General features: G+C 57.5%; 22 protein-coding genes. 11 read left to right on the plus strand and 11 right to left on the minus strand.

Annotation, left to right across the window (positions count from 1 at the left end; genetic code table 11):
• Positions 1 to 119: 119 nt before the first annotated feature.
• On the minus strand, positions 120 to 884 hold the full coding sequence (gene pdhR / locus AC6I8F_RS15670; RefSeq protein ID WP_021507539.1) for a pyruvate dehydrogenase complex transcriptional repressor PdhR: 765 nt from the start codon (positions 882 to 884) through the stop codon (positions 120 to 122).
• A gap of 512 nt (positions 885 to 1,396) precedes the next feature.
• Here pdhR and aroP point away from each other — a divergent pair.
• The 3 genes from aroP to AC6I8F_RS15685 all read left to right on the plus strand — a co-directional run bounded on the left by aroP (position 1,397) and on the right by AC6I8F_RS15685 (position 5,263).
• Positions 1,397 to 2,752 carry an aromatic amino acid transporter AroP gene (gene aroP, locus AC6I8F_RS15675; RefSeq protein ID WP_058759500.1) on the plus strand — a complete coding sequence of 452 codons (1,356 nt, stop codon included), beginning with the start codon at positions 1,397 to 1,399 and terminating at the stop codon, positions 2,750 to 2,752.
• A gap of 154 nt (positions 2,753 to 2,906) precedes the next feature.
• A complete protein-coding gene (locus AC6I8F_RS15680; protein WP_031279699.1) occupies positions 2,907 to 4,313 on the plus strand; it encodes a glycoside-pentoside-hexuronide (GPH):cation symporter in 1,407 nt (468 codons plus the stop codon).
• Positions 4,310 to 5,263 carry a glycoside hydrolase family 43 protein gene (locus AC6I8F_RS15685; protein ID WP_059010281.1) on the plus strand — a complete coding sequence of 318 codons (954 nt, stop codon included), beginning with the start codon at positions 4,310 to 4,312 and terminating at the stop codon, positions 5,261 to 5,263. The genes AC6I8F_RS15680 and AC6I8F_RS15685 overlap by 4 nt, the downstream gene beginning before the upstream one ends.
• Here the strand turns inward: AC6I8F_RS15685 and ampE are convergent.
• Both ampE and ampD read right to left on the minus strand, forming a co-directional pair.
• Complete coding sequence (gene ampE / locus AC6I8F_RS15690; RefSeq protein WP_031279700.1) at positions 5,245 to 6,099, minus strand: beta-lactamase regulator AmpE; 855 nt, start codon at positions 6,097 to 6,099, stop codon at positions 5,245 to 5,247. The genes AC6I8F_RS15685 and ampE overlap by 19 nt on opposite strands.
• Positions 6,100 to 6,115: 16 nt before the next feature.
• The gene (ampD, locus tag AC6I8F_RS15695; protein WP_010618114.1) at positions 6,116 to 6,667 is read right to left on the minus strand and encodes a 1,6-anhydro-N-acetylmuramyl-L-alanine amidase AmpD; all 552 of its coding nucleotides are present in this window, start codon (positions 6,665 to 6,667) and stop codon (positions 6,116 to 6,118) included.
• A 182-nt stretch (positions 6,668 to 6,849) separates the two neighbouring features.
• Here ampD and nadC point away from each other — a divergent pair, with 182 nt between their 5' ends.
• The 4 genes from nadC to hofC all read left to right on the plus strand — a co-directional run bounded on the left by nadC (position 6,850) and on the right by hofC (position 10,951).
• Entirely contained in the window at positions 6,850 to 7,746 is an 897-nt protein-coding gene (gene nadC / locus AC6I8F_RS15700) for a carboxylating nicotinate-nucleotide diphosphorylase (RefSeq protein ID WP_498028209.1), read from the plus strand.
• Positions 7,747 to 7,922: 176 nt separating this feature from the next.
• A complete protein-coding gene (ppdD, locus tag AC6I8F_RS15705; RefSeq protein WP_058759497.1) occupies positions 7,923 to 8,372 on the plus strand; it encodes a prepilin peptidase-dependent pilin in 450 nt (149 codons plus the stop codon).
• Complete coding sequence (gspE, locus tag AC6I8F_RS15710) at positions 8,365 to 9,753, plus strand: type II secretion system protein GspE (RefSeq protein WP_498028210.1); 1,389 nt, start codon at positions 8,365 to 8,367, stop codon at positions 9,751 to 9,753. Before ppdD ends, gspE begins: the two co-directional genes overlap by 8 nt.
• The gene (gene hofC / locus AC6I8F_RS15715; protein ID WP_498028211.1) at positions 9,746 to 10,951 is read left to right on the plus strand and encodes a protein transport protein HofC; all 1,206 of its coding nucleotides are present in this window, start codon (positions 9,746 to 9,748) and stop codon (positions 10,949 to 10,951) included. The genes gspE and hofC overlap by 8 nt, the downstream gene beginning before the upstream one ends.
• 30 nt (positions 10,952 to 10,981) lie before the next feature.
• On the opposite strand, the gene AC6I8F_RS15720 is transcribed toward hofC, so the two are convergent.
• On the minus strand, positions 10,982 to 12,022 hold the full coding sequence (locus AC6I8F_RS15720; protein ID WP_021507548.1) for a GMP reductase: 1,041 nt from the start codon (positions 12,020 to 12,022) through the stop codon (positions 10,982 to 10,984).
• Positions 12,023 to 12,230: 208 nt separating this feature from the next.
• Here AC6I8F_RS15720 and coaE point away from each other — a divergent pair, with 208 nt between their 5' ends.
• Genes coaE through yacG form a run of 3 tightly spaced genes read left to right on the plus strand, consistent with a single transcriptional unit; the run spans position 12,231 to position 13,793 of the window.
• Positions 12,231 to 12,839 (plus strand): dephospho-CoA kinase, encoded by a 609-nt coding sequence (coaE, locus tag AC6I8F_RS15725; protein WP_021507549.1) that lies wholly within the window; start codon positions 12,231 to 12,233, stop codon positions 12,837 to 12,839.
• Between the two features lie 4 nt (positions 12,840 to 12,843).
• Entirely contained in the window at positions 12,844 to 13,587 is a 744-nt protein-coding gene (zapD, locus tag AC6I8F_RS15730) for a cell division protein ZapD (protein WP_031279701.1), read from the plus strand.
• 8 nt (positions 13,588 to 13,595) lie between these two features.
• A complete protein-coding gene (gene yacG, locus AC6I8F_RS15735) occupies positions 13,596 to 13,793 on the plus strand; it encodes a DNA gyrase inhibitor YacG (RefSeq protein ID WP_058770616.1) in 198 nt (65 codons plus the stop codon).
• Positions 13,794 to 13,819: 26 nt separating this feature from the next.
• Here the strand turns inward: yacG and mutT are convergent, their stop codons facing one another.
• The gene (gene mutT / locus AC6I8F_RS15740) at positions 13,820 to 14,215 is read right to left on the minus strand and encodes an 8-oxo-dGTP diphosphatase MutT (protein WP_058774821.1); all 396 of its coding nucleotides are present in this window, start codon (positions 14,213 to 14,215) and stop codon (positions 13,820 to 13,822) included.
• Between the two features lie 185 nt (positions 14,216 to 14,400).
• On the opposite strand from mutT, the gene AC6I8F_RS15745 reads away from it, so the two are divergent.
• The gene (locus AC6I8F_RS15745) at positions 14,401 to 14,787 is read left to right on the plus strand and encodes a winged helix-turn-helix domain-containing protein (protein ID WP_021507552.1); all 387 of its coding nucleotides are present in this window, start codon (positions 14,401 to 14,403) and stop codon (positions 14,785 to 14,787) included.
• Between the two features lie 40 nt (positions 14,788 to 14,827).
• On the opposite strand, the gene secA is transcribed toward AC6I8F_RS15745, so the two are convergent.
• From secA to ftsQ, 6 genes are all read right to left on the minus strand, one after another.
• Positions 14,828 to 17,533 carry a preprotein translocase subunit SecA gene (secA, locus tag AC6I8F_RS15750; protein WP_498028212.1) on the minus strand — a complete coding sequence of 902 codons (2,706 nt, stop codon included), beginning with the start codon at positions 17,531 to 17,533 and terminating at the stop codon, positions 14,828 to 14,830.
• A gap of 71 nt (positions 17,534 to 17,604) precedes the next feature.
• Positions 17,605 to 18,111 carry a secA translation cis-regulator SecM gene (secM, locus tag AC6I8F_RS15755; protein ID WP_058774823.1) on the minus strand — a complete coding sequence of 169 codons (507 nt, stop codon included), beginning with the start codon at positions 18,109 to 18,111 and terminating at the stop codon, positions 17,605 to 17,607.
• Between the two features lie 272 nt (positions 18,112 to 18,383).
• Complete coding sequence (lpxC, locus tag AC6I8F_RS15760) at positions 18,384 to 19,301, minus strand: UDP-3-O-acyl-N-acetylglucosamine deacetylase (protein ID WP_031279703.1); 918 nt, start codon at positions 19,299 to 19,301, stop codon at positions 18,384 to 18,386.
• Between the two features lie 101 nt (positions 19,302 to 19,402).
• On the minus strand, positions 19,403 to 20,557 hold the full coding sequence (gene ftsZ, locus AC6I8F_RS15765; protein ID WP_021507556.1) for a cell division protein FtsZ: 1,155 nt from the start codon (positions 20,555 to 20,557) through the stop codon (positions 19,403 to 19,405).
• A gap of 71 nt (positions 20,558 to 20,628) precedes the next feature.
• Positions 20,629 to 21,885 carry a cell division protein FtsA gene (gene ftsA, locus AC6I8F_RS15770; RefSeq protein ID WP_013507861.1) on the minus strand — a complete coding sequence of 419 codons (1,257 nt, stop codon included), beginning with the start codon at positions 21,883 to 21,885 and terminating at the stop codon, positions 20,629 to 20,631.
• Positions 21,882 to 22,721: a cell division protein FtsQ gene (gene ftsQ / locus AC6I8F_RS15775; protein WP_021507557.1), complete on the minus strand. Its 840-nt coding sequence runs from the start codon at positions 22,719 to 22,721 to the stop codon at positions 21,882 to 21,884. Before ftsQ ends, ftsA begins: the two co-directional genes overlap by 4 nt.
• Position 22,722: the final 1 nt, after the last annotated feature.

Below are 22,722 nucleotides of genomic sequence, written 5' to 3' on the forward strand. Positions count from 1 at the left end.
ATTCCTTATCTGTGTCTAATACGTTGAATTATCAGGAGCCTGTCTGCTTGTGCTTTGCTTCTGATTCACAGCACAAGAAGACAGGCCCGTCGTTTATGTCGCACGTTCATTGCCGTGCGTTATTCCTTACGTTGCTGTAAACGACGCAGGGAGCGTTCACGACGGCTCTGCTCCCGACTTCTGTCCAGCAAGATTTCCTCAATGAACGCCAGGTGACGATGGGATGCCTCGCGTGCTTGTTCTGGCTCACGAGCCACAATCGCCTCAAAGATACTGGCGCGGTGACCGCTCACTTTCGCCAGCATTTCGCGGCGAGCGTAGAGCAATTCGAAATTCTGACGGACGTTCTGTTCCAGCATAGGGCCCATCGAACGCAGCAAATGCAGCAGCACCACATTATGGGCGGCTTCTGTGACAGCGATCTGATACTTCATGACCGCATCGGCCTCAGCATCTAAATCGCCGCTGTCCTGCGCCTGCTGGATGTTGACGTGACAGTCGCGAATCCGCTGCAGGTCTTCATCGGTGCCGCGCAGCGCAGCGTAGTAGGCCGCAACGCCTTCCAGCGCATGGCGGGTTTCCAGCAGGTCAAACTGGGATTCAGGATGTTCAGCAAGCAGGCCGACCAGCGGGTCGCTCAGGCTTTGCCAGAGATTCTGCTGTACGAAGGTGCCACCACCCTGACGGCGCAGCAGCAGGCCTTTGGCTTCCAGACTCTGGATCGCTTCGCGCAGCGATGGACGTGAGACATCAAACTGTTTGGCCAGTTCACGCTCGGGAAGCAGTTTTTCACCCGGCTGGAGCGTCCCTTCCATAATCAGGGATTCCAGCTGCTGCTCGATTGCATCGGAGAGCTTGGGTTGGCGAATTTTACTATAGGCCATCATCCCTTCTTATGAGCCAAACGTCCGGAGTAAATTGGTAATACCAATTGAAAAATGGTGCCCGTAAAGTAACAAAGTATTCACCTTGTGTCTATATGGCCCCCCGCACACTTTCACCGCAGACACCGGTTACCGTGCGCTAACTTACCGGGATCTGGCAGAAAAGCGTCTCAGCGCGGCAAATGTTAACAGATTTCACTTTTACCAAACCTTACACTGCATTAGCGCGCACCAGGCTGCGTAGCCATAAGCGAATGCTATTCGTGTTTAAGCCTTATTCATGGCAGAAATAGCGCAAGGGAAGCGCAGAGGATGCTGCTGCTTTTTCAGCCATCTCTCAGCACAAAAAGCAAAAGCAGGTGCAAAGCGGCGCGCTTATCACTATTCTGGTCGCCAGGGTAGCTCAGGCTTGCACACAGCCCGCCGGATACCGTAAAGAAAAACGTACACAGATAGAACAGCCTTACAGTGCGCGCACTGCAGGTGCACAATAACAACATCATGAGGTTTGTATGGAACAACAGCATGGCGAAACGCTGCATCGCGGCCTGAAAAATCGCCATATTCAGCTGATTGCGCTGGGCGGTGCCGTCGGTACCGGTCTGTTTCTGGGTAGCGCATCAGTGATTAAATCGGCCGGTCCGGCCGTGATTCTCGGCTATGCCATCGCCGGTTTTATTGCCTTCCTGATCATGCGCCAGCTCGGCGAAATGGTGGTGGAAGAGCCGGTGGCCGGCAGCTTTAGCCACTTCGCCTATAAATACTGGGGCAACTTTGCCGGCTTTGCTTCCGGCTGGAACTACTGGGTGCTGTATGTGCTGGTGGCGATGGCTGAACTCACCGCCGTCGGCAAATATATTCAGTTCTGGTGGCCGGAATTCCCTACCTGGGCCACTGCGGCTATCTTCTTTGTGGTGATCAACGCCATCAACCTGACCAACGTCAAAGTGTTCGGTGAGATGGAGTTCTGGTTCGCGATTATCAAAGTGGTGGCGGTCATCGGTATGATCCTGTTTGGCGGCTGGCTGCTGTTTAGCGGCAACGGCGGCCCTCAGGCCAGCGTCAGCAACCTGTGGAACCAGGGCGGTTTCCTGCCGCACGGCGTCAGCGGGCTGGTGATGATGATGGCGATCATCATGTTCTCCTTCGGCGGCCTTGAACTGGTGGGTATCACCGCCGCAGAAGCCGACAATCCACAAGAGAGCATCCCTAAAGCCACCAACCAGGTGCTGTGGCGTATCCTGATTTTCTACATCGGCTCACTGGCGGTGCTGCTCTCGCTGCTGCCATGGACGCGCGTCACCGAAGAGACCAGCCCGTTTGTGCTGATCTTCCACGAACTGGGCGATGCGCTGGTGGCGAATGCGCTCAACGTGGTGATCCTGACCGCCGCGCTGTCGGTGTATAACAGCTGTGTTTACTGTAACAGCCGCATGCTGTTCGGCCTCGCGCAGCAGGGCAACGCGCCAAAAGCGCTGCTGAAAGTGGATCGTCGTGGTGTGCCGGTGGCGACCATTCTGGTCTCGGCGGTAGCCACTGCGCTGTGCGTGTTGATTAACTATCTGATGCCGGGCGAAGCCTTCGGCCTGCTGATGTCGCTGGTGGTCTCCGCGCTGGTCATCAACTGGGCGATGATCAGCCTCGCGCACCTGAAATTCCGCAAGAAAAAAGACCAGCAGGGCGTGACCACCCGTTTCAGGGCGGTGCTGTATCCGCTGGGTAACTGGATCTGCCTGCTGTTCCTGGCGGCCATTCTGGTGATCATGCTAATGACGCCGGGCATGGCGATTTCAGTGTGGCTGATTCCGGTGTGGCTGCTGGTGCTGGCCGTGGGTTATACCGTTAAAAATCGGGTACAGAAAGCCTGATGCTTCACCGGGCCCGGCACGCTGCTGCCGGGCCGATCCGCTTCACACTTTTCCCCGCCCGCGTATTTTGTCCATCATCCTGACCGATTGTTCCCCACCAGGTTACTGATTTAACGCTGATAATTTTTGCTCCACTTGTCGCAGGAGACGACTAATGAAAGGAGCAGCCCTCTCGTTCAGAGAAAAACTGGGATACGGCATGGGTGACGCCGGATGCAACATGATCGGCGGTGCCATCATGCTGTTCCTCAACTACTTCTACACCGACGTATTTGGCCTTGCTCCGGCGCTGGTCGGCACGCTGTTGCTGTCGGTACGGGTGCTGGATGCGGTGACCGACCCGATAATGGGCGCGATTGCCGACCGCACGCAGAGCCGCTGGGGACGCTTTCGCCCGTGGCTGCTGTGGATATCGCTGCCCTACGTGCTGTTCAGCGTGCTGATGTTTACCACCCCGGACTGGAGCTACGACAACAAGGTGATCTGGGCATTTGTCACCTATTTCCTGATGTCGCTGACCTACACCGCCATCAATATTCCTTACTGCTCGCTGGGCGGCGTCATCACTAACGATCCCGGTGAACGCGTCTCCTGCCAGTCATACCGCTTTGTCATGGTGGGCATCGCCACGCTGATCCTCTCGCTGTCGCTGCTGCCGATGGCCGAGTGGTTTGGCGGCGACAACAAAGCGCGCGGCTATCAGCTGGCGATGAGCGTGCTGGCGCTGATTGGCCTGGTGATGTTTCTGTTCTGTTTTGCCACGGTGCGCGAGCGTATTCGCCCGGCGGTACCGAGCAACGATGATCTGAAGAAAGATTTGCGCGATGTATGGAAGAACGATCAGTGGGTGCGCATTCTGCTGCTGACGTTCTGTAATGTCTGTCCCGGTTTTATTCGCATGGCCGCCACCATGTATTACGTCACCTGGGTGATGGGCCAGTCGACGCACTTTGCCACGCTGTTTATCAGCCTGGGCGTCATCGGCATGATGCTGGGCAGCACACTGGCGAAAGTCCTCACCGATCGCTGGTGCAAGCTGAAGGTGTTTTTCTGGACCAACATTGCGCTGGCGCTGTTCTCCAGCGGCTTTTACTGGATCGATCCGCACGCCACCGTCACCGTGGTGATCGCTTATTTCCTGCTGAACATCCTGCACCAAATCCCGTCGCCGCTGCACTGGTCACTAATGGCTGATGTCGATGACTACGGCGAATGGAAAACCGGTAAACGCATCACCGGGATCAGCTTCTCCGGCAACCTGTTTTTCCTTAAGGTCGGACTGGCAGTAGCGGGTGCCATGGTCGGTTTTTTATTGTCGATGTATGGCTATGACGCAGCGGCGAAGCAGCAGTCTGCCAGCGCGCTTAACGGCATTGTGCTGCTGTTTACCCTGATCCCCGGCGTCGGCTATCTGATCACCGCCGGCGTGGTGCGCCTGCTGAAAGTGGACCGCGCGCTGATGCGCACCATCCAGCAGGATCTCGCGCTGCGTCGCGCCAACTTCCATGACCTGTCCGCCCCTGTTCGCCGCGCAACCTCACAACCAGGAGAAATTAAATGAGCTGGCCTAACCCGTTTATTACGCAACGTGCCGATCCGTTTATATTGCGCCACGGCGATGGCTACTATTTTATCGCTTCGGTGCCCGAGTACGATCGGCTGGAGCTGCGCTATGCCAGCACGCTTAACGGCCTGATTACCGCCCCGGCCACAACCGTGTGGCATAAACCGGACAGTGGTCCCTGCAGCGCCCTGATCTGGGCACCGGAACTGCACCTGATTAATGGCCAGTGGGTGATTTACTTTGCCGCCGCGCCGTCCCGCGAAATCAAAGAGGGGCTGTTTCAGCACCGTATGTACGCGCTGGTATGTGACGATGCCGATCCGCTCAGCGGTCACTGGCAGCCGTGCCGCCGCGTGCAAACCCACCTCGATACCTTCGCCCTTGACGCCACCCACTTCGTGCATCAGGGTAAAAACTGGTATCTGTGGGCGCAAAAAGACCCGGCCATTCCCGGTAACTCCAACCTTTATCTGGCGGAATTACTGAATCCGTGGACGCTGAAAACCCAGCCGCTGATGCTCAGCCGGCCGGAGTATGAGTGGGAGTGTGCCGGCTTTAGCGTTAATGAGGGACCGGCGGTAATTCGCCATGGCGAGCGGCTGTTTGTCACCTACTCAGCCAGCGCCACGGATGAAAATTACTGCCTCGGCATACTGAGTATTGACGCGCAGGCCGATCCGCTCGACATCAGCGCATGGCACAAATCGGCGCGGCCGGTATTTGCCACCAGCTGGGATAATCACCAGTACGGTCCGGGGCATAACAGTTTTACCGTGGATGAAGCAGGACGGGATGTGCTGGTGTATCACGCACGGAATTACACCGAAATTGAGGGCGATCCGCTGTGGGATCCCAACCGCCATACGCGGCTTAAATATTTTGTCTGGCGCGAAGACGGCACACCGGATTTCGGCGTGCCGCCTGCCGATCACACTAACGTGCCGTAGATAGTCAGCAGCGCCACTACCACGACCAGCACCAGCGAAACGCGTTTGGCCAGCGCCACGGCAACCCGTGGCGTTTCCACTTTATCCAGATGCGGATCGCGCGCCAGCGAGAACTGCGCCAGGCTGGTCAGCACCTGATACTGTGGACGATGCACATCGCTGAGCGCGGCAAACCATGCCGGCAGCGCACGCTCGCCATGGCCGAGCAGCGCATAAGCCACACCGGCCAGCCGCACCGGAATCCAGTCCAGCACGTGCAGAATGCGATCGATGCCGGACTGTGCGCGTTCCAGCGGGGAACGGTGTTTTGCCAGCCAGCTCTGCCAGGCGCGCAGAAACGCATACCCCACCAGCAACACCGGCCCGTAAGGGCCACCCACCACAAACCAGAACAGCGGCGCAAGATAGAAGCGGAAATTAATCCAGATCAGCGCGTTTTGCAGCGCCTGCAGAAATTCGCGCTCGCTACAGTCAACCGGCACGCCGTGAATCAGCGTCAGCTCTGCCGCCATCGCCTGATGGGCCGCTTCATCATCGTGGCTCGCCGCTTTAAGGTACTGATGGTAATGCAGCCGCACCGAGCCGGCACCAATACACAGCAAACCGACCACAATCCAGAACAGCAGCTGCGCCACGCCAAACAGAATGCCCTTCAGGCTCCACACCACCAGCCAGACCAGCAGCATGGCGATCACGGTCATCAGCAGCGTACGCAGCAACGAGAAGCGCTGGCGACCGCGAAACAGCGGCTCAAGCCGATGATCCAGCTGCCAGTGTTCACCTAATTTAAAAAGGCGTTCCCAACCCAAAACTAACAACAAACTAAACAACGTCATACCTGCTCCTGCGGTGTCAGGGGTGCTCCTGCCCGATAGCCTGTTTATAGCGTATCCAGTCAAATGCCGGACCGGGATCGGTCTTGCGTTCCGGCGCAACATCGCTGTGACCGGTGATACGCTGCGGCGTCAGCGGATAATGCTGCATCAGCAGGCGGGTAACCTGCTGCAGCGTAGCGTACTGGGCATCGGTGTAGGGCAGCGTGTCAGTGCCTTCCAGCTCAATGCCCATGGAAAAATCGTTGCAGTTTTCCCGTCCGGCAAACTGCGAAATGCCGGCATGCCAGGCGCGCTGGTCAAAGGAAACATACTGTACCAGCTCACCGTCACGGCGAATCAGACAGTGCGCCGCCACGCGTAACTGGGCGATATCCGCAAAATAGGGATGCGCATCAGCCGGTAGCGTACCGGTGAACAGCCGGTCAATCCACGGACCGCCAAATTCGCCCGGCGGCAGACTGATGTTATGAATGATCAGCAGCGACGGCGCTTCGTTATCCGGCCGCGCATTGAAGTGCGGCGACGGCACCTTGCGTGCGCTCGTGATCCAGCCGTGTTCCAGTTTCATGCCTGTTATCCTGAACAAAATCTGGCTGAGAATACCATGATTCCACCTCGCTGCTTGTGACTTAATGCGTTATGGTATCAGCAAGTTAAGGATACTAAACATTTCACCTGACGCGTCTGGCAATAGCTGCAAAATCAGGCTAAGGTGAGCGCACGTAATCCGCAGGGTGGAGCCGCAAAATCATGGTGTCGCGTCGTTATAATCCTGAACATCGTCGTCAGGAATTGCTTAAACGTATTCAGCTGGATATCCCGGAAACCGTGGCGCGCGCGCTTCAGGAGGATTTAGGCGGTGACGTTGACGCTGACCGCGACATCACCGCCCAGCTGTTGCCGCAGGCGGCGCAGGCTGAAGCGCGCATTATCACCCGCGAAGCCGGTGTTTTCTGTGGTAAACGCTGGGTGGAAGAAGTGTTTATCCAGCTGGGCAATAACGTTTCCATTACCTGGCACGTCGAAGACGGCCAACCGCTGGTGGCCGATCAGCTGCTGTTTGAATTACAGGGGCCGGCGCGTTTGCTGCTGACCGCAGAACGCACCGCGTTAAACTTTGTGCAGACGCTCTCCGGCGTGGCGACGGCCGTGAACCGCTATGTGGCGCTTTTGTCTGGCAGCAATACCCAGCTGCTGGATACGCGCAAAACCCTGCCCGGGCTGCGCACCGCGCTCAAGTATGCGGTGCTGTGCGGCGGCGGGCAGAATCATCGCCTGGGATTGTCCGACGCTTTCCTGATCAAAGAAAACCACATCATTGCCAGCGGTTCGGTCAGTAAAGCGGTGGAGGAAGCCCTGTGGCTGCACCCGGATGTGCCGGTCGAGGTGGAAGTGGAAAGTCTCAGCGAACTGCAGCTGGCGCTGGCGGCCGGCGCCGACATCATCATGCTGGATAACTTCACGCTGGCAATGATGCAGCAGGCGGTTACGCTGACGGCGAAGCGCGCACTGCTGGAGGTGTCCGGCAACGTGACGGAGACGACGCTGCCGCAGATCGCCGCCACCGGAGTGGATTATGTCTCGGTAGGCGCGCTGACTAAGCATGTGCAGGCGCTGGATCTGTCGATGCGTTTTCGCGAAGTCTGACGTAAGGCCATGCCGCCGGCGCTGGCGGCAAATTGCGAGCCGGCTTCCATCATCATGTGGCTTCGCCTGTAACGCGCTACATTGTCTGCGCGCCCCTTTCCGGGATTGAAACGCGCCCCCTTCCGCTTTTCCCTGCCCTTTCTTACCGTTGCGGCTCCACAACAAGGAGCCTCATTATGGATAAACAACGCGGTTTTACCCTGATCGAGCTGATGATTGTCATCGGTATCGTCGCCATCCTCAGCGCTATTGGCCTGCCCGCTTACCAAAATTATCTGCAACGTGCCGCGCTGACCGACATGCTGCAAACCATGGTGCCCTATAAGACTGCCGTGGAGCTGTGCGCCATCGAGCGCGGCGGACCGGCGCAGTGTCAGGCCGGCGAGCGCGGTATTCCCGCCGCCAAAGGCTCGCGCTATGTGGCGAACCTGAGCGTGGTCAATGGTGCCATTACGCTGACCGGCCAGGAGAGCCTGACGGGGTTAACCGTTGCAATGTTGCCGATATGGAATGCGGCGGAAGGCGCACTTAGCTGGCAACGCAGCTGCACCAGCGACAACACCAGCCTGCGCGACAGCTGTCTCGAGCAGTTCCGCTTTGCCGACAAGGAAGAAAACAATGGATAAGCCGGATAGCACCCTGCAGGCGCTGTGTGCCCGCTATCAGGCCGTGATACTGCACCATGACGCCACGCACTTGCGCGTGGCGGTCGCGGACGCGCCAGACCCGCTGTTGTTAGAGGCGCTGCAGTTTGCCAGCCAGTGCGCAGTCGAGGTCGAATGCTGGCCCGCCGCACGGCTGGAGCAGCTGCTGCACCAGCCAGAAAGCAGTGCGGCACCGCGCGAACAGGCCAGCGCCGAGTCCGCTATTCACGCGGTGGATCAGATTCTGCGCCAGGCCATACAGCGACGCGCCTCCGATGTGCACTTTGAACCGCAGCGTCACGGGCTGCGCGTGCGGCTGCGGATTGACGGCGTGCTGCATCCGCTGCCGCAGTTACCGGATGCCCCACCCGCCGCCGTGCTGGCACGGTTGAAAATCCTCGGCGGTCTGGATATCGCGGAGCGTCGGCTGCCGCAGGATGGCCAGTTCAGTCTGGAGATGGATGACAAACCGGCGGCGTTCCGCCTGTCGACCCTGCCGGTCAGCCAGGGTGAAAAAGCGGTGGTACGCCTGCTGCAAAGCGAAAACAGCGCCATTGCGCTCGATAAACTGGGCATGCCGGTACCACAGCTGCGTCTGCTGAAAAACGCGCTGGCCAAACCGCAGGGGCTGATTCTGGTCACCGGCCCAACCGGCAGCGGCAAAACCTTTACGCTGTACAGCAGCCTGAGCGCCCTCAACGTGCCGGAGAAAAACGTCTGCAGCGTGGAGGACCCGCTGGAAATTCCGCTGCAGGGGATTAACCAGACGCAGGTACAGCCACGGAGCGGTCTCGACTTTAACCGCGTCCTGCGCGCGCTGCTGCGGCAGGATCCGGACGTCATAATGATCGGTGAAATCCGTGATGCTGAAACCGCCAGCATCGCCGTAAAAGCGGCGCAGACCGGACATCTGGTGCTCTCAACCTTGCACACCAACTCGACGGCCGAAACACTGACCCGCTTACGGCAGATGGACATTCCCGGCTATCTGCTTGGCCCGGCGCTACAGCTGGTGGTGGCACAGCGGCTGGTGCGCCGTTTGTGCGTGCACTGCCGTCAGCCGGGCCAGGCGATTGCCCATCTGCCCGGCGATATGTGGCCCGGCACGCTGCAAACCTGGCGTGCTCCCGGCTGCGATCACTGCTTCTCGGGTTCTTACGGCCGCCTGGCGCTGTTTGAAATCCTGCCGATGAGCAGCAGGTTGCAGAACGCCATCTCGGCTGATATGCCGCTGGAGCACCTGCTGACGCTGGCCGCGGAGCAGGGAATGAAAACGCTGCTGACCGCCGGGCTGGAGGCGGTGAGCCGCGGCGACACCTCTTTCGAGGAGATGCAGCGCGTGGTGGGCCTTGGCAATGGCTAATCGCTACCAGTTTCACTGGCAGGCACTGGACAGCATGGGCCTGCTGCAGGAGGGCGAGTCGCTGCAGCCCACGCAGGATGCCCTGCTCGGCCAGCTGGGCGATCGCGGCATGCTGGTGGTGAGCTGGCAGCGCGGGAAATGCTGGCGCGCGCGCGACTGGAAGTGGCAGCAGAAAATTGACCTGATGCGCCAGCTGGCGACGTTGCTGAAAGCCGGGCTGCCGCTGGCGGAGAGTCTGACATTGCTGGCCAGCGGCCATCCTCATGCAGGCTGGCGCGTGCTGCTGAGCCTTCTGCAACAGCGGGTCATGGCCGGTGAGCCGTTTTCACAGGCGCTGCGCGCCTGGCCGGATATCTTCCCGCCGCTGTTTCCGGCACTGATGCAGGTAGGTGAGCTGACCGGGCAACTGGACGAATGTTGCCGCCAGCTGGCACTACAGCAGAGCAGGCAACAGTTTCTGCGCCAGAAGGTAGTGAAAGCGTTGCGCTATCCGCTGTTCATCCTGCTGGTGGCGCTGGCGGTCAGCGCCGGGATGCTGCTGTTTGTGCTGCCGGAATTTGTTGCGGTGTACGCCAGCTTTGACGCACCGCTGCCAGCCTTTACCGCCGGCGTGATGGCGCTGTCGGCACTGTTGCAGCAGGCGGCGCTGCCGCTGCTGTTGTGCGGTGTGGCGTCCGGGTGGCTGGCGCGTCTGACCTACCGACGATCCGTTGCGTGGCAAAAGCGCTGCCAGCAGTGGCTGTGGCTGCTGCGGCTTCCGCTGCTGGCCCCGTTGTGGCGCGGCGGTCAGCTCAGCCAGATATATGCGATTCTGCAACTGACGCAGCAGGCCGGACTGACGCTGCTGCAAAGCCTGCAGGCGGTGGAAGTGACGCTGGCCGCGCGACTGTGGCGCGATGCCATCGTGGCATTACAGCAGCATATTGCCGCTGGCGCACCGCTGCATCAGGCGCTACAGGGACATCCGCTGTTTACGCCGCTGTGCGCTCAGCTGATCCGCGTCGGTGAAGAGGCCGGTGCGCTGGATGTGATGCTGGCGCGGCTGGCGGAGTGGCACGAAGCGCAAACGCTGACGCGCGCAGACAGCCTCGCCGCTTCGCTGGAGCCATTAATGATGGTGGTGATTGGCGGCATTGTCGGCACGCTGGTGATTGCCATGTATCTGCCGGTATTTGGTCTGGGAGACGCCATACGTTAAACGGGCGCACGCGGCGCCCGTTGCGGCACATCAGCGGTTAAAGACGCGGTTTTCCTGCTCTGCCACACGAATAAAGGTGGTGCGTTTGGTCAGCTCTTTCAGGCGCTCTGCGCCGACGTAAGTACAGGCCGAACGCAGCCCGCCGAGGATATCCTTCACCGTCTCCGCGACCGGTCCACGCAGCGGCAGACGAACGGTTTTACCTTCTGCGGCGCGGTAGCCCGCCACACCGCCTACATGACGTTTCATCGCGGATTCGGAGCTCATGCCGTAGAACAGCATGAACTGCTCGCCCTGCTCTTCAACAAGAGTGCCTTCGCACTCATCGTGTGCCGCCAGCATGCCGCCGAGCATCACGAAGTCAGCGCCGCCGCCGAACGCCTTGGCGATATCGCCCGGCACGGCGCAACCGCCGTCACTGACAATCTGCCCACCGAGGCCGTGCGCCGCATCAGCACACTCAATCACCGCAGAGAGTTGCGGATAGCCAACGCCGGTTTTGACGCGCGTGGTGCAGACCGATCCCGGGCCGATTCCCACCTTCACAATGTCGGCACCGGACAGAATCAGCTCTTCGACCATTTCACCGGTCACCACATTCCCGGCACAAATGGTTTTCCCCGGAAAGCTTTCCCGCGCGCGCTGCAGGAAGGCAACAAAGTGCTCGGAGTAGCCGTTTGCCACATCAATACAGATAAAATTGAGCTGGGGCGACAGCGCGAGGATCGCGCTTAACTTTGTGAAATCTGCTTCTGAGGTCCCGGTGGAGACCATCACGTGGCTGAGCACTGTAGCCGGTACGCGCTGGATAAAGGTCTGCCACGCTTCAACACTGTAGTGCTTGTGAACGGCGGTCAGCACGTTAAAGCCTGCCAGCGCTTCGGCCATGGTAAAGGTGCCGACGGTATCCATGTTGGCGGCAATCACCGGAACGCCGGACCAGGCGAGGCCTGAATGTTTGAAGGTGAACGTGCGTTCCAGCTCAACCTCGGAACGGCTTTTCAGCGTGGAGCGTTTCGGGCGGATCAATACATCTTTAAAGCCCAGTTTTACATCTTCTTCGATACGCATAGCAGAGTGTCCTGGTTAGTGACGACGAACCGCAGTTCGGGTAGCGCTCACGGCTCCAGTGTCGTTATCATACGCGCCATTCGTTCCGCGACAAGACTGCGAATTTCACTTTATTTAAGCTACAATCCGTTAAATTTAGCTGAGAAAACCGATTGTGATCGGGCTCTCATCACGCTGCGGCAGATGAGAAAAATGTTGAGAGAACGCTATGCCTTTTACCGTTGCACTGACCGGCGGCATTGGTAGTGGTAAAAGCACCATTGCTGATGCTTTTGCCGCGCTGAACGTCGACATCATAGATGCCGATGTGATTGCCCGCGAGGTGGTTGAACCGGGCACACCTGCGCTCAGTGCGATTGTGAAACGCCACGGAGAATCGATTCTGACCGCAGAAGGCACGCTTTATCGCGCGCGTTTGCGGGAAATTATTTTCCAGCAGCCGCAAGAGAAAAACTGGCTCAATCAACTGTTGCATCCGCTGATTAACGCCCGTACCCAGCAGCTGAAGGCGCAGGCAGCTTCGCCTTACGTCATGTGGGTAGTGCCGCTGCTGGTAGAAAATGGTCTGCAGCATCAGGCTGACCGGGTATTAGTCGTGGATGTCGATGAGGCCACGCAGCTGCAGCGCACCCGCCAGCGTGATGGTATCTCTCTCAGCCAGGCGCAACGGATTCTTGCCGCGCAGGCCAGCCGTCAGCAGCGTTTAGCCTGCGCGGATGACATCATTGATAACAGCGGCACGCCGGAACAGGCTTTGCCGCGCGTTGCTGAACTTCACCAGCGCTATTTACGCCTGGCAGCAACCGGACGGGATTAATATCATGAGCACAGTGGTTCTGTTTGAACACCCATTGAATGAGAAAATGCGCACCTGGCTGCGCGTGGAGTTTTTGATTAACCAGCTGGACGAAACGCTGCCGGTCAACAGCTCGGTTGCCGCACTGGGTGTATTTCGTATTATTGGCGACTTGCTGGATATCTTCGAACGCGGCGATATGCGCACCGAGCTGTTAAAAGAGCTGGAGCGTCAGCAGCAAAAACTGCGTGCCTGGCTGGATGTGCCGGGTGTCGATGAACACACCGTCAGCCAGCTGCGCGAACAGCTAAAGCAGCAGTCCAGCGAGCTGATGGCCGCGCCGCGCATGGGTCAGCAGCTGCGCGAAGACCGGCTGATTGCCTCCGTACGTCAGCGCCTGAGCATTCCCGGCGGCTGCTGCAGTTTTGATCTGCCGGGTTTACACATCTGGCTGCACCAGCCACAGGCGCTGCGCGATACCCTGGTGAATAGCTGGCTGGCCTCGCTCGATCCGCTGCGCAACAGCCTGACGATGATCCTCAACCTGATTCGTCAGTCAGGCGTGTTTCGCCATCAGACCAGCCTCAACGGCTTTTATCAGGATAACGCCGAAGGGTCCGACCTGCTGCGCCTGCAGCTGACGCTGGAAGATGCGCTCTATCCGCAGGTCTCTGGTCATAAAAGCCGCTATGCCATCCGCTTTTTACCGCTCGATAGCGAACGCGGCGAAGTACCGGCGCGACTGAATTTTGAATTAGCCTGTTGTTAGAGGATGTTATGCAGGAAGAGATGATTACCGTACCTTGCCCCAACTGCGGTAAAGCCGTGATGTGGGATGAACTCAGCCCGTGGCGCCCGTTTTGCAGCAAACGCTGTCAGTTGATCGATCTGGGTGAGTGGGCCGCTGAAGAGAAACGCATTCCCAGCAGCGGAGACATGACGGAGAGTGACGACTGGAGTGAAGAGCAGCCGTAATCGGCAGGGGCACGCAGCCCCTGAGTTTAAATCTCGCCCGCCACTAAGCGGGCAATCAGGGCGTGGTTGGCAGGTGGAAATTCATCGGCCAGCAAATCACGCTGCTCGACCCAACGCTGCGGCTGACCTTCGCGTCCCCACGGCTCACCCTGCCAGCCCTCCACCAGGAAGAAATGCAGCGTAACACGCAGGTCATCGTAACTGTGGTCGGCCTGACCAATCGCTTTCGCCGCCGTCACTTCAATACCGGTTTCTTCCATCAGCTCACGTTTTAACGCCTGTTCTGCGCTTTCGTGCTGTTCAATTTTTCCGCCCGGGAACTCCCATTTGTTGGCCATGTGGGAGCTTGCTGCGCGCTGGGCAAGAAAGATCTGACGACTGGCATTGCGAATGATGCCCACCGCAACCTGCAGGTGTTTCATAAGCTGGATTCCGCTTGTAGTGAGTGAGCGCTGATTTTAAAGCAGACGCCGGACGATGTTAACTGCTGTCGGCTTCACCGCGATCCTGTCGCACAGATTCCAGTTATTAAGACAGGTCGTAATGATCGCACGGCGCCATGTTGGGAATACTCGCAGCCACTTTACTCTAGCCAGGCCGACTACACATGGAACGCAAACTAACAACGTTTCTGGCGCAAGACGCACAGAAACAGATGAATACCTTACGCCATTTGGTTTTTCACGACATCCTGACGCTCGACAGCGCGCAAAACACTTTAACCTGGTGGCCAGAACAGAAGACCATCCCGCTTAATGAAGCGCAGAAGCGCTTCTTCTCCTGCCTGCTGCTGCGCATCACCTCGAAACGGCAGATCATCGCCACAGTATGGAATGAGAGCTATCCGGGGATCAGCGATAACAACTATCACCAGCTGCTGTTTCAGAGCCGGGCGTTGCTGAAACGCTATGGTTTGCCGGATGGGCTGCTGGTTACGCTGCCCTACCATGGCGTGCGGCTGAATGAGGAGAAGCTGATGGCGATTACCCGCTAATCAGCCAAAGAAAAAGGAGCCCGCGGGCTCCTTTTTGTTATCAGGCCAGACGACCGTGACACTGTTTGTATTTTTTACCTGAGCCGCATGGGCACGGATCGTTACGTCCCACTTTTCGCTCACCGCCCTGTGCCGCCAGTGCAGCGGCCGCTGCGGTGTCGTCATCGACGTGACTGAGCTGCTGCTGCTGTGCCAGGCGCTCTGCTTCTTCACGACGCTGCTGCTCCATCGCTTCCACTTCTTCCGGCATCCGCACCTGCACTTTGCTCAGGGTGCTGATCACTTCGTACTTCAGCGACTCCAGCATCGCGGCAAACATGGCGAAAGATTCACGTTTGTACTCCTGCTTCGGATCCTTCTGCGCATAGCCACGCAGATGGATACCCTGACGCAGATAGTCCATCGCCGCCAGATGCTCTTTCCACAGCGAGTCGAGCGTTTGCAGCATCACGCCTTTTTCGAAGTTGCGCATCATTTCTGCGCCGACCACTTCTTCTTTCGCCGCATAGTTTTCGCTGGCGCGGCTCATGATGCGCTCACGCAGCGTCTCTTCATGCAGATCCGGCTCTTTATCCAGCCACTCAGCAATCGGCAGATCCAGATCGAAATCATTGCGCAGACGCTCTTCCAGCCCCGGAACATCCCACATCTCTTCCAGCGACTGCGGCGGAATGTAAGTGTCGATAGTGGCTTTGAACACATCTTCGCGGATGCTGTTGATGGTGTCCGAAACGTCAGAGACATCCAGCAGTTCGTTACGCTGGCTGTAAATGGCGCGGCGCTGATCGTTAGCGACGTCATCGTATTCCAGCAGCTGTTTACGGATATCGAAGTTGCGGCTTTCCACTTTGCGCTGCGCATTAGCAATTGCTTTGGTTACCCACGGATGCTCAATCGCTTCACCCGGCTTCATACCCAGCTTACGCATCATGTTGGACACACGATCGGAGGCAAAAATACGCATCAGCGCATCTTCCATCGACAGATAGAAGCGCGAAGAACCGGCGTCACCCTGACGGCCCGCACGGCCGCGCAGCTGGTTATCGATACGGCGTGATTCGTGGCGTTCGGTACCGATAATGTGCAGACCGCCTGCCGCCAGCACCGCATCATGGCGCAGTTTCCACGCCGCCTTGATGACTTCAATCTGCTCTTCCGTCGGGTTTTCCAGCGCGGCCACTTCCGCCTGCCAGCTACCGCCGAGCATGATGTCCGTACCACGACCGGCCATGTTGGTCGCGATGGTTACCGCGGCTGGCTGACCTGCCTGCGCCACGATATCCGCTTCGCTGGCGTGGAATTTGGCGTTCAGTACGCTGTGCTTGATACCCGCGCGCGTCAGCTCCTGGGATACCACTTCCGATTTTTCAATCGAGATGGTGCCCACCAGTACCGGCTGCCCGTTAGCCGTACAGGTACGAATATCTTCAATAATGGCGTCAATCTTCTCTTTCTCGGTCATGTAGACCAGATCGGCCATATCTTTACGCACCATCGGACGGTTGGTCGGCACCACGATGGTATCGAGCTTGTAGATGGAGCTGAATTCAAACGCTTCAGTATCAGCGGTACCGGTCATACCGGCCAGTTTCTCGTAGATACGGAAGTAGTTCTGGAAGGTGATGGAAGCCAGCGTCTGGTTTTCATTCTGGATCTCCACACCCTCTTTGGCTTCGACCGCCTGGTGCAGGCCATCAGACCAGCGACGTCCCTGCATGGTACGACCGGTGTGTTCATCAACGATGATCACCTCGCCGTCCTTCACGATGTAGTCAACGTCGCGGGTGAACAGTGCATGGGCGCGCAGTGCTGCCGTCACGTGGTGCATCAGCATGATGTTGGTCGGCGAGTAGAGTGATTCGCCCTCATCCATGATGCCCTGACTGACCAGCAGCTCTTCCACTTTCACCAGACCGCGTTCGGTCATGTGCGCCTGACGGGCTTTTTCATCTACCCAGAAGTCACCTTCGCCCTGGAAGTTATCCGAGTCTTCTTTTTCCTGGCGCACCAGGTGTGGGATGATTTTGTTAACCTTGATGTAGAGATCGGAGCTGTCTTCGGCCGGACCCGAGATAATCAGCGGCGTACGCGCTTCATCGATCAGGATCGAGTCCACCTCATCCACCAGCGCATAGTGCAGTTTACGCTGTACGCGCTCTTCCGGACTGAAGGCCATGTTGTCGCGCAGATAATCGAAGCCGTATTCGTTGTTGGTGCCGTAGGTGATATCGGCTGCATAGGCAGCGCGCTTAGCCACTGCCGGCATGCCCGGCAGGTTGATACCGACTGTCAGACCAAGGAACTCAAACAGCGGGCGGTTGTTTTCGGCGTCACGCTGCGCCAGATAGTCGTTGACGGTCACAACGTGCACGCCCTTGCCGCTCAGCGCGTTCAGGTAAGCCGGCAGCGTCGCAGTCAGGGTTTTACCCTCACCGGTGCGCATCTCCGCGATGCAGCGTTCGTTGAGCACCATGCCGCCGATCAGCTGCACGTCAAAGTGGCGCATGCCAAACACGCGCTTACTGGCTTCACGCACGGTGGCGAAGGCTTCGGGAATCAGGCTCTCCAGCGTTTCATCTTTTTTCAGGCGCTCGCGGAATTGATCGGTTTTCGCTTTCAGTTCGTCGTCAGACAGTTTGACGAACTCCGGCTCCATCTTGTTGATGACATCGACCACTTTACGCATGCGGCGCAGAGTACGATCATTGCTGCTACCAAAAACTTTCGTTAACAATTTGATTAACATAATAAATTTATCTCAATTCAGCCGTAACAATACGGGCTGCAAAGGCAAAAAACAGAAACAGGAAAATAACGTTAGCTTTGAGCAATGAAAGGTCCGGCGCGGATGCCATGAATAGCAGCCTGCCAGTCAGCAGAAGAGTGAACGTTGGGCGAAACATGATGCGCTCGCGACGGCGGTGCCATCGTGGCTAAAGGTTGCGCGGGTGAAGTCAGCAGCGCCTGCAGCGAGTCAATCAGAGCCAGCTTTTGCGCCGCCAGCGGCAATGCATGTTCCGCTTCCGCTGTTGCGGGCGGCGTCATGCTGAATGAGAGATGGCGAATGACGGTGCGGATGGCGTGCTGATGCCAGTAATCAACGTTGAAACTGGGACGGCGCGCGCTTTCCTGCAGGCGAATCAGGTGATCAAACCGCACCACCTTGCCGGTAAACAGGCTGCTGACCGGCGAATCGCTGCTGGTGGGCTCTGCGCTTTGTGCACAGGCAGGCAGGCCGAGACTGGCCGCCACCATTCCCAACAGGAGATGAGGCCAGAAATAGCGTCTGCCGAGTTGTCGCCAGCGTGAAAAAATCCCGATCACCTTTCGTCCATCATGCCAGTCATTAAGCGCTAAGCCAGAGTTGCGTTACGCACCCTGCTTACATGAGCGCCAGATAATAGCACTTATGTGGGGCTTCGACATCAGGGATTAAAGGGCTTACGGCGGATTTCACGTTTTTTTGCGCAGGGTTTGGTCGCTGACAACAGGGTTTTGCGAGCGGGATTACAGCCTCAGCGGCGGGCAATAAAAAACGGCGGGTTCCACTGACCGGAGAGGGTGTCAGGGAAGCCCGCCGTTTGATGGCTGACTAATTAAGCCAGCACTAAATTTGGCGCTTTGAAGGCCAGTGGCAGTTCAGCTTCGTCTTCGAAGGTCGCCCATTCCCAGGCTTCCTGCTTCGCCAGTACCGCCTGCAACAGTTTGTTGTTCAGCGCATGGCCGGACTTGAACGCAGAGAATGCGCCAATCACGTTATGACCACACATGAACAGGTCGCCGATGGCGTCCAGCATTTTGTGACGCACGAACTCATCTTCAAAGCGCAGGCCATCTTCATTCAATACGCGGAAGTCATCGAGGCCAATCGCACAATCTAAACTACCGCCCAGGCACAGGCCTTTAGACTGCAGATATTCGATTTCACGCATAAAGCCGAAGGTGCGCGCACGGCTAATCTGACGCACAAAGGATTCAGCCGAGAAATTGAGCTGGTAACGCTGCGAGCTTGAGTCGATCGCCGGATGTTTGAAGTCGATGGTGAAGTCGAGTGAAAAACCGTTGTACGGTTTAATCTCGGCCCACTTATCGCCATCTTCTACCCGTACCGTTTGCTTCACGCGCACGAATTTCTTCGCACTGTTCAGCTCTTCGACACCGGCATCCATCAGCAAATAAACAAAAGGCGCGGCACTGCCATCCATGATCGGAATTTCTGGCGCATCAACTTCAACAATAATGTTGTCGATACCCAGACCTGCCAATGCAGCATTCAGGTGTTCAACCGTCGAAATACGCACGCCTTCATCGTTCACCAGGCAGGTACTCAGCATGGTGTCGCGCACGTATTTTGCATCAGCCGGGAAATCAACCGGTGGATTCAAGTCAGTGCGACGATAGATGACCCCGGTATTAGCCGACGCAGGGCGTAAAGTCAGCGTGACTTTTTTGCCGGTATGCAAACCGACGCCAGTCGCCTGAACAATACGTTTTAATGTCCTTTGTTTGATCATCGCATTATCTCGCAATATTACCCATCCGACCGCCAGTATAAATTACCGGCGGGCGAATACTTTAGCACAAAGAGCGGAGAATCCCAATTCTCAGGATATTCTTAGTCTGCCTGTTTACGCAGGAAGGCTGGAATATCAAGATAGTCAGGCTCTTTGCTGGATGACGCTGGCTGGTCATTCACCACTTTCGCGGCCGGTTTCTGCTCCTGCGGCAGCGGCGCCATGCCGTGCTGCTGGTAGCGATGATCCATGACCGGCTGAGTCGCAGGCTTGTTAGTCACCAGAGTGATTTCCGGACGCTTGTCCATGCCGATACCGGTCGCCACCACGGTGACGCGCAGCTCGTCGTTCATCTCTGGATCCAGCGAGGTACCGATAACCACGGTCGCGTTGTCCGAGGCGAAGGCGCGGATGGTGTTACCCACGGTTTCGAACTCATCCAGGCGCAGGTCGAAGCCCGCCGTGATGTTGACCAGCACGCCACGCGCACCCGACAGATCGATATCTTCCAGCAGCGGGCTGGAGATCGCCATTTCGGCCGCTTCTTCAGCACGGTCTTCACCACAGGCAACGCCTGAACCCATCATCGCGTAACCCATTTCTGACATCACGGTACGCACGTCGGCGAAGTCGACGTTCATCAGACCCGGACGGGTAATCAGTTCTGCGATACCCTGCACCGCACCTTTCAGCACGTCGTTAGCCGCACCGAAGGCATCCAGCAGAGAGATACCACGGCCCAGCACTTTCAGCAGCTTGTCGTTAGGAATGGTGATCAGTGAATCAACATGCTTGGACAGCTCAGCGATACCCTGCTCAGCAAACGCCATGCGTTTTTTCCCTTCGAAGTTGAAGGGCTTCGTCACCACCGCAACCGTCAGGATACCTAAATCTTTGGCTACTTCAGCCACCACAGGAGCTGCACCGGTACCGGTACCGCCACCCATGCCCGCGGCGATAAACACCATGTCTGCCCCTTCCAGCGCAGAACGCAGTGCTTCGCGATCCTCTTCCGCCGAGGTACGACCGACTTCCGGGTTAGCACCCGCACCGAGACCTTTGGTGATATTGGTCCCGATCTGAATCGTCTGGCCGACCGCCGTTTTACGCAACGCCTGTGCGTCGGTATTCACAGCGAAGAATTCCACACCTTCGATACGCTCGCGTACCATGTGCTCTACGGCGTTGCCACCGCCACCGCCGACGCCGATGACTTTAATCACCGCGTCATTGGTTAATTCCATAGGTTCAAACATGATTTCTCTCCGTTATGTGCCTGTCGCCTGGAGATCATAAACATTGCCTGATGATCTCCTTTTTCAAAAAATTAAAACTCTTTCTTCAGCCAGCTGTTGATGCGTTTAAACCAATTGCCCACTGAAGCACGTTTTTCCGTTTCTGCATCACCGTTCATGTGTGACTCTTTGCCGTAATGCAGCAGGCCAACCGCCGTCGAGTAGTACGGCTCCTGCGCATAATCCGTCAGGCCGGTGATGTTAAGCGGCTGACCGATGCGCACCTGGGTGTGGAACACCCGCTGTGCACAGGCCGCCAGACCTTCAATCTGCGCCGCACCGCCGGTCAGCACAATACCGGCTGCCAGATGATGCTTCACGCCCTGCTGGCGCAGTTGCTCCTGCAGTTGCAGAATCTCGTCGTTCACCAGATTCAGCAGTTCGGTGTAACGCGGCTCAATCACTTCTGCCAGCGTCTGGCGCTGCAGGCTGCGCGGCGGACGTCCACCCACGCTCGGCACCTCGACGTTTTCGTCTTTGCCGACAATCGAACCCAGCGCACAACCATGACGCACTTTAATCGCTTCGGCGTCGGTTGGCGGTGTGCCAAAGGCATAGGCGATGTCGCTGGTCACCACGTTCCCGGCATAGGGAATCACTTTGGTATGACGCAGCGCGCCGCCGGTGTACACCGCGATATCCATTGTACCGCCACCGATGTCAACAACACAGACTCCCAGCTCACGTTCATCTTCGGTCAGCACCGAAAAACTGGATGCCAGTCCGGCAAAAATCAGTTGGTCAACTTTCAGGCCACAACGTTCAACGGCTTTCACGATATTTTTTGCCATATCGTTGTGGCAGGTGATGAGATGCACCTTGGCCTGCATGCGCACGCCGGAAAGGCCAACCGGATTTTTGATGCCTTCCTGATAATCGATGGCGTATTCCTGTGGAATCACATGCAGAATACGATGTTCGTCGCGCACGCGAACGGATTTCGCCGTATGCACCACGTTTTCCACATCATCCTGAGTGACTTCCTCTTCGGAAATCGGAACCATCCCGATTTCGTTCTGACAACTAATATGTTTGCCCGATAAAGCAAGGTATACCGACGAAATCTGGCAGTCTGCCATCAATTCCGCCTGGTCGATGGCGCGCTGAACGCACTTCACCACCGACTCCAGATCGTTCACGCCGCCTTTGTCCATACCGCGGGACGGGCAGCTGCCGACGCCAATAATGTTGACCATACCATCGGGCAGAATTTCCCCAACCAGGGCGGCGACCTTCGCAGTGCCGATTTCAAGTCCTACTACCAGTTTTCTGTCCGTTGCCTTGATCATTGTGGTTTAGCCTGTGCCTGGTTTTGTTGCTGATTACTGTCCTGTGGCTCAATCGGTGCCGGTGCCCAGCCTACTGCGGCGCCGGAGTCATAGCGTAGATCAACATAGCTGATGCGCTGGTTCTGACTCTGGCCCTGCTGCTGCAACTCCGGATAGAGCTCAATAAAACGGTTCAGACGCTTCATGGTGTCGCTGCGCCCCAGTTCGATGCGCACATCGTCGCTGGTCACCAGCTGCCACGAGCGCCGCGCCGTCATCGACGCGACCTTCAGGGTAAACTTACTGGCCCGCAGCACATCACTCATGGTGTGATAGCCGGCCAATACCTCTTTCTCACTGCCTTCCGGACCATACAGCATCGGCAACGTCTCTTTGCCGATGTGGCTGGCCGGGACGCTGAAGGAGACGCCATCGGCGTCCACCATGTGCGAGTCATTCCAGCGTGCCACCGGGACATACTCCACCAGGTTTATCTTCAGCTCATCAGGCCACTGCTTGCGCACGCTAACCTGTTTAATCCACGGTAAACGCTCGATCTGCTGCTGGATAATATCCACGTTCTGCGACATGAACGTTCCCGGCGCGCCGAGCGATAAAATCGCCTGACGAATATCATCGTGCGTGGTGTAGTGGGTTTCGCCCGTCACCACCAGCTTCGACAGCGGCAGACGCGACGCATCATTCATCCACTTCAGCACCACGAGGCCGCCAGCCACCATGATGCCCATCACCAGCAGCAGGAACACGATGCCAAACAGCCGTGCTCCGTTGCTCCGTCCGGAGCGCGCACGCTCCTGAGGTTCGCGATTTCTAACGCGCAGTGCCGCCTGAGACATA

This window comes from gamma proteobacterium symbiont of Axiagastus rosmarus (assembly GCF_059730925.1).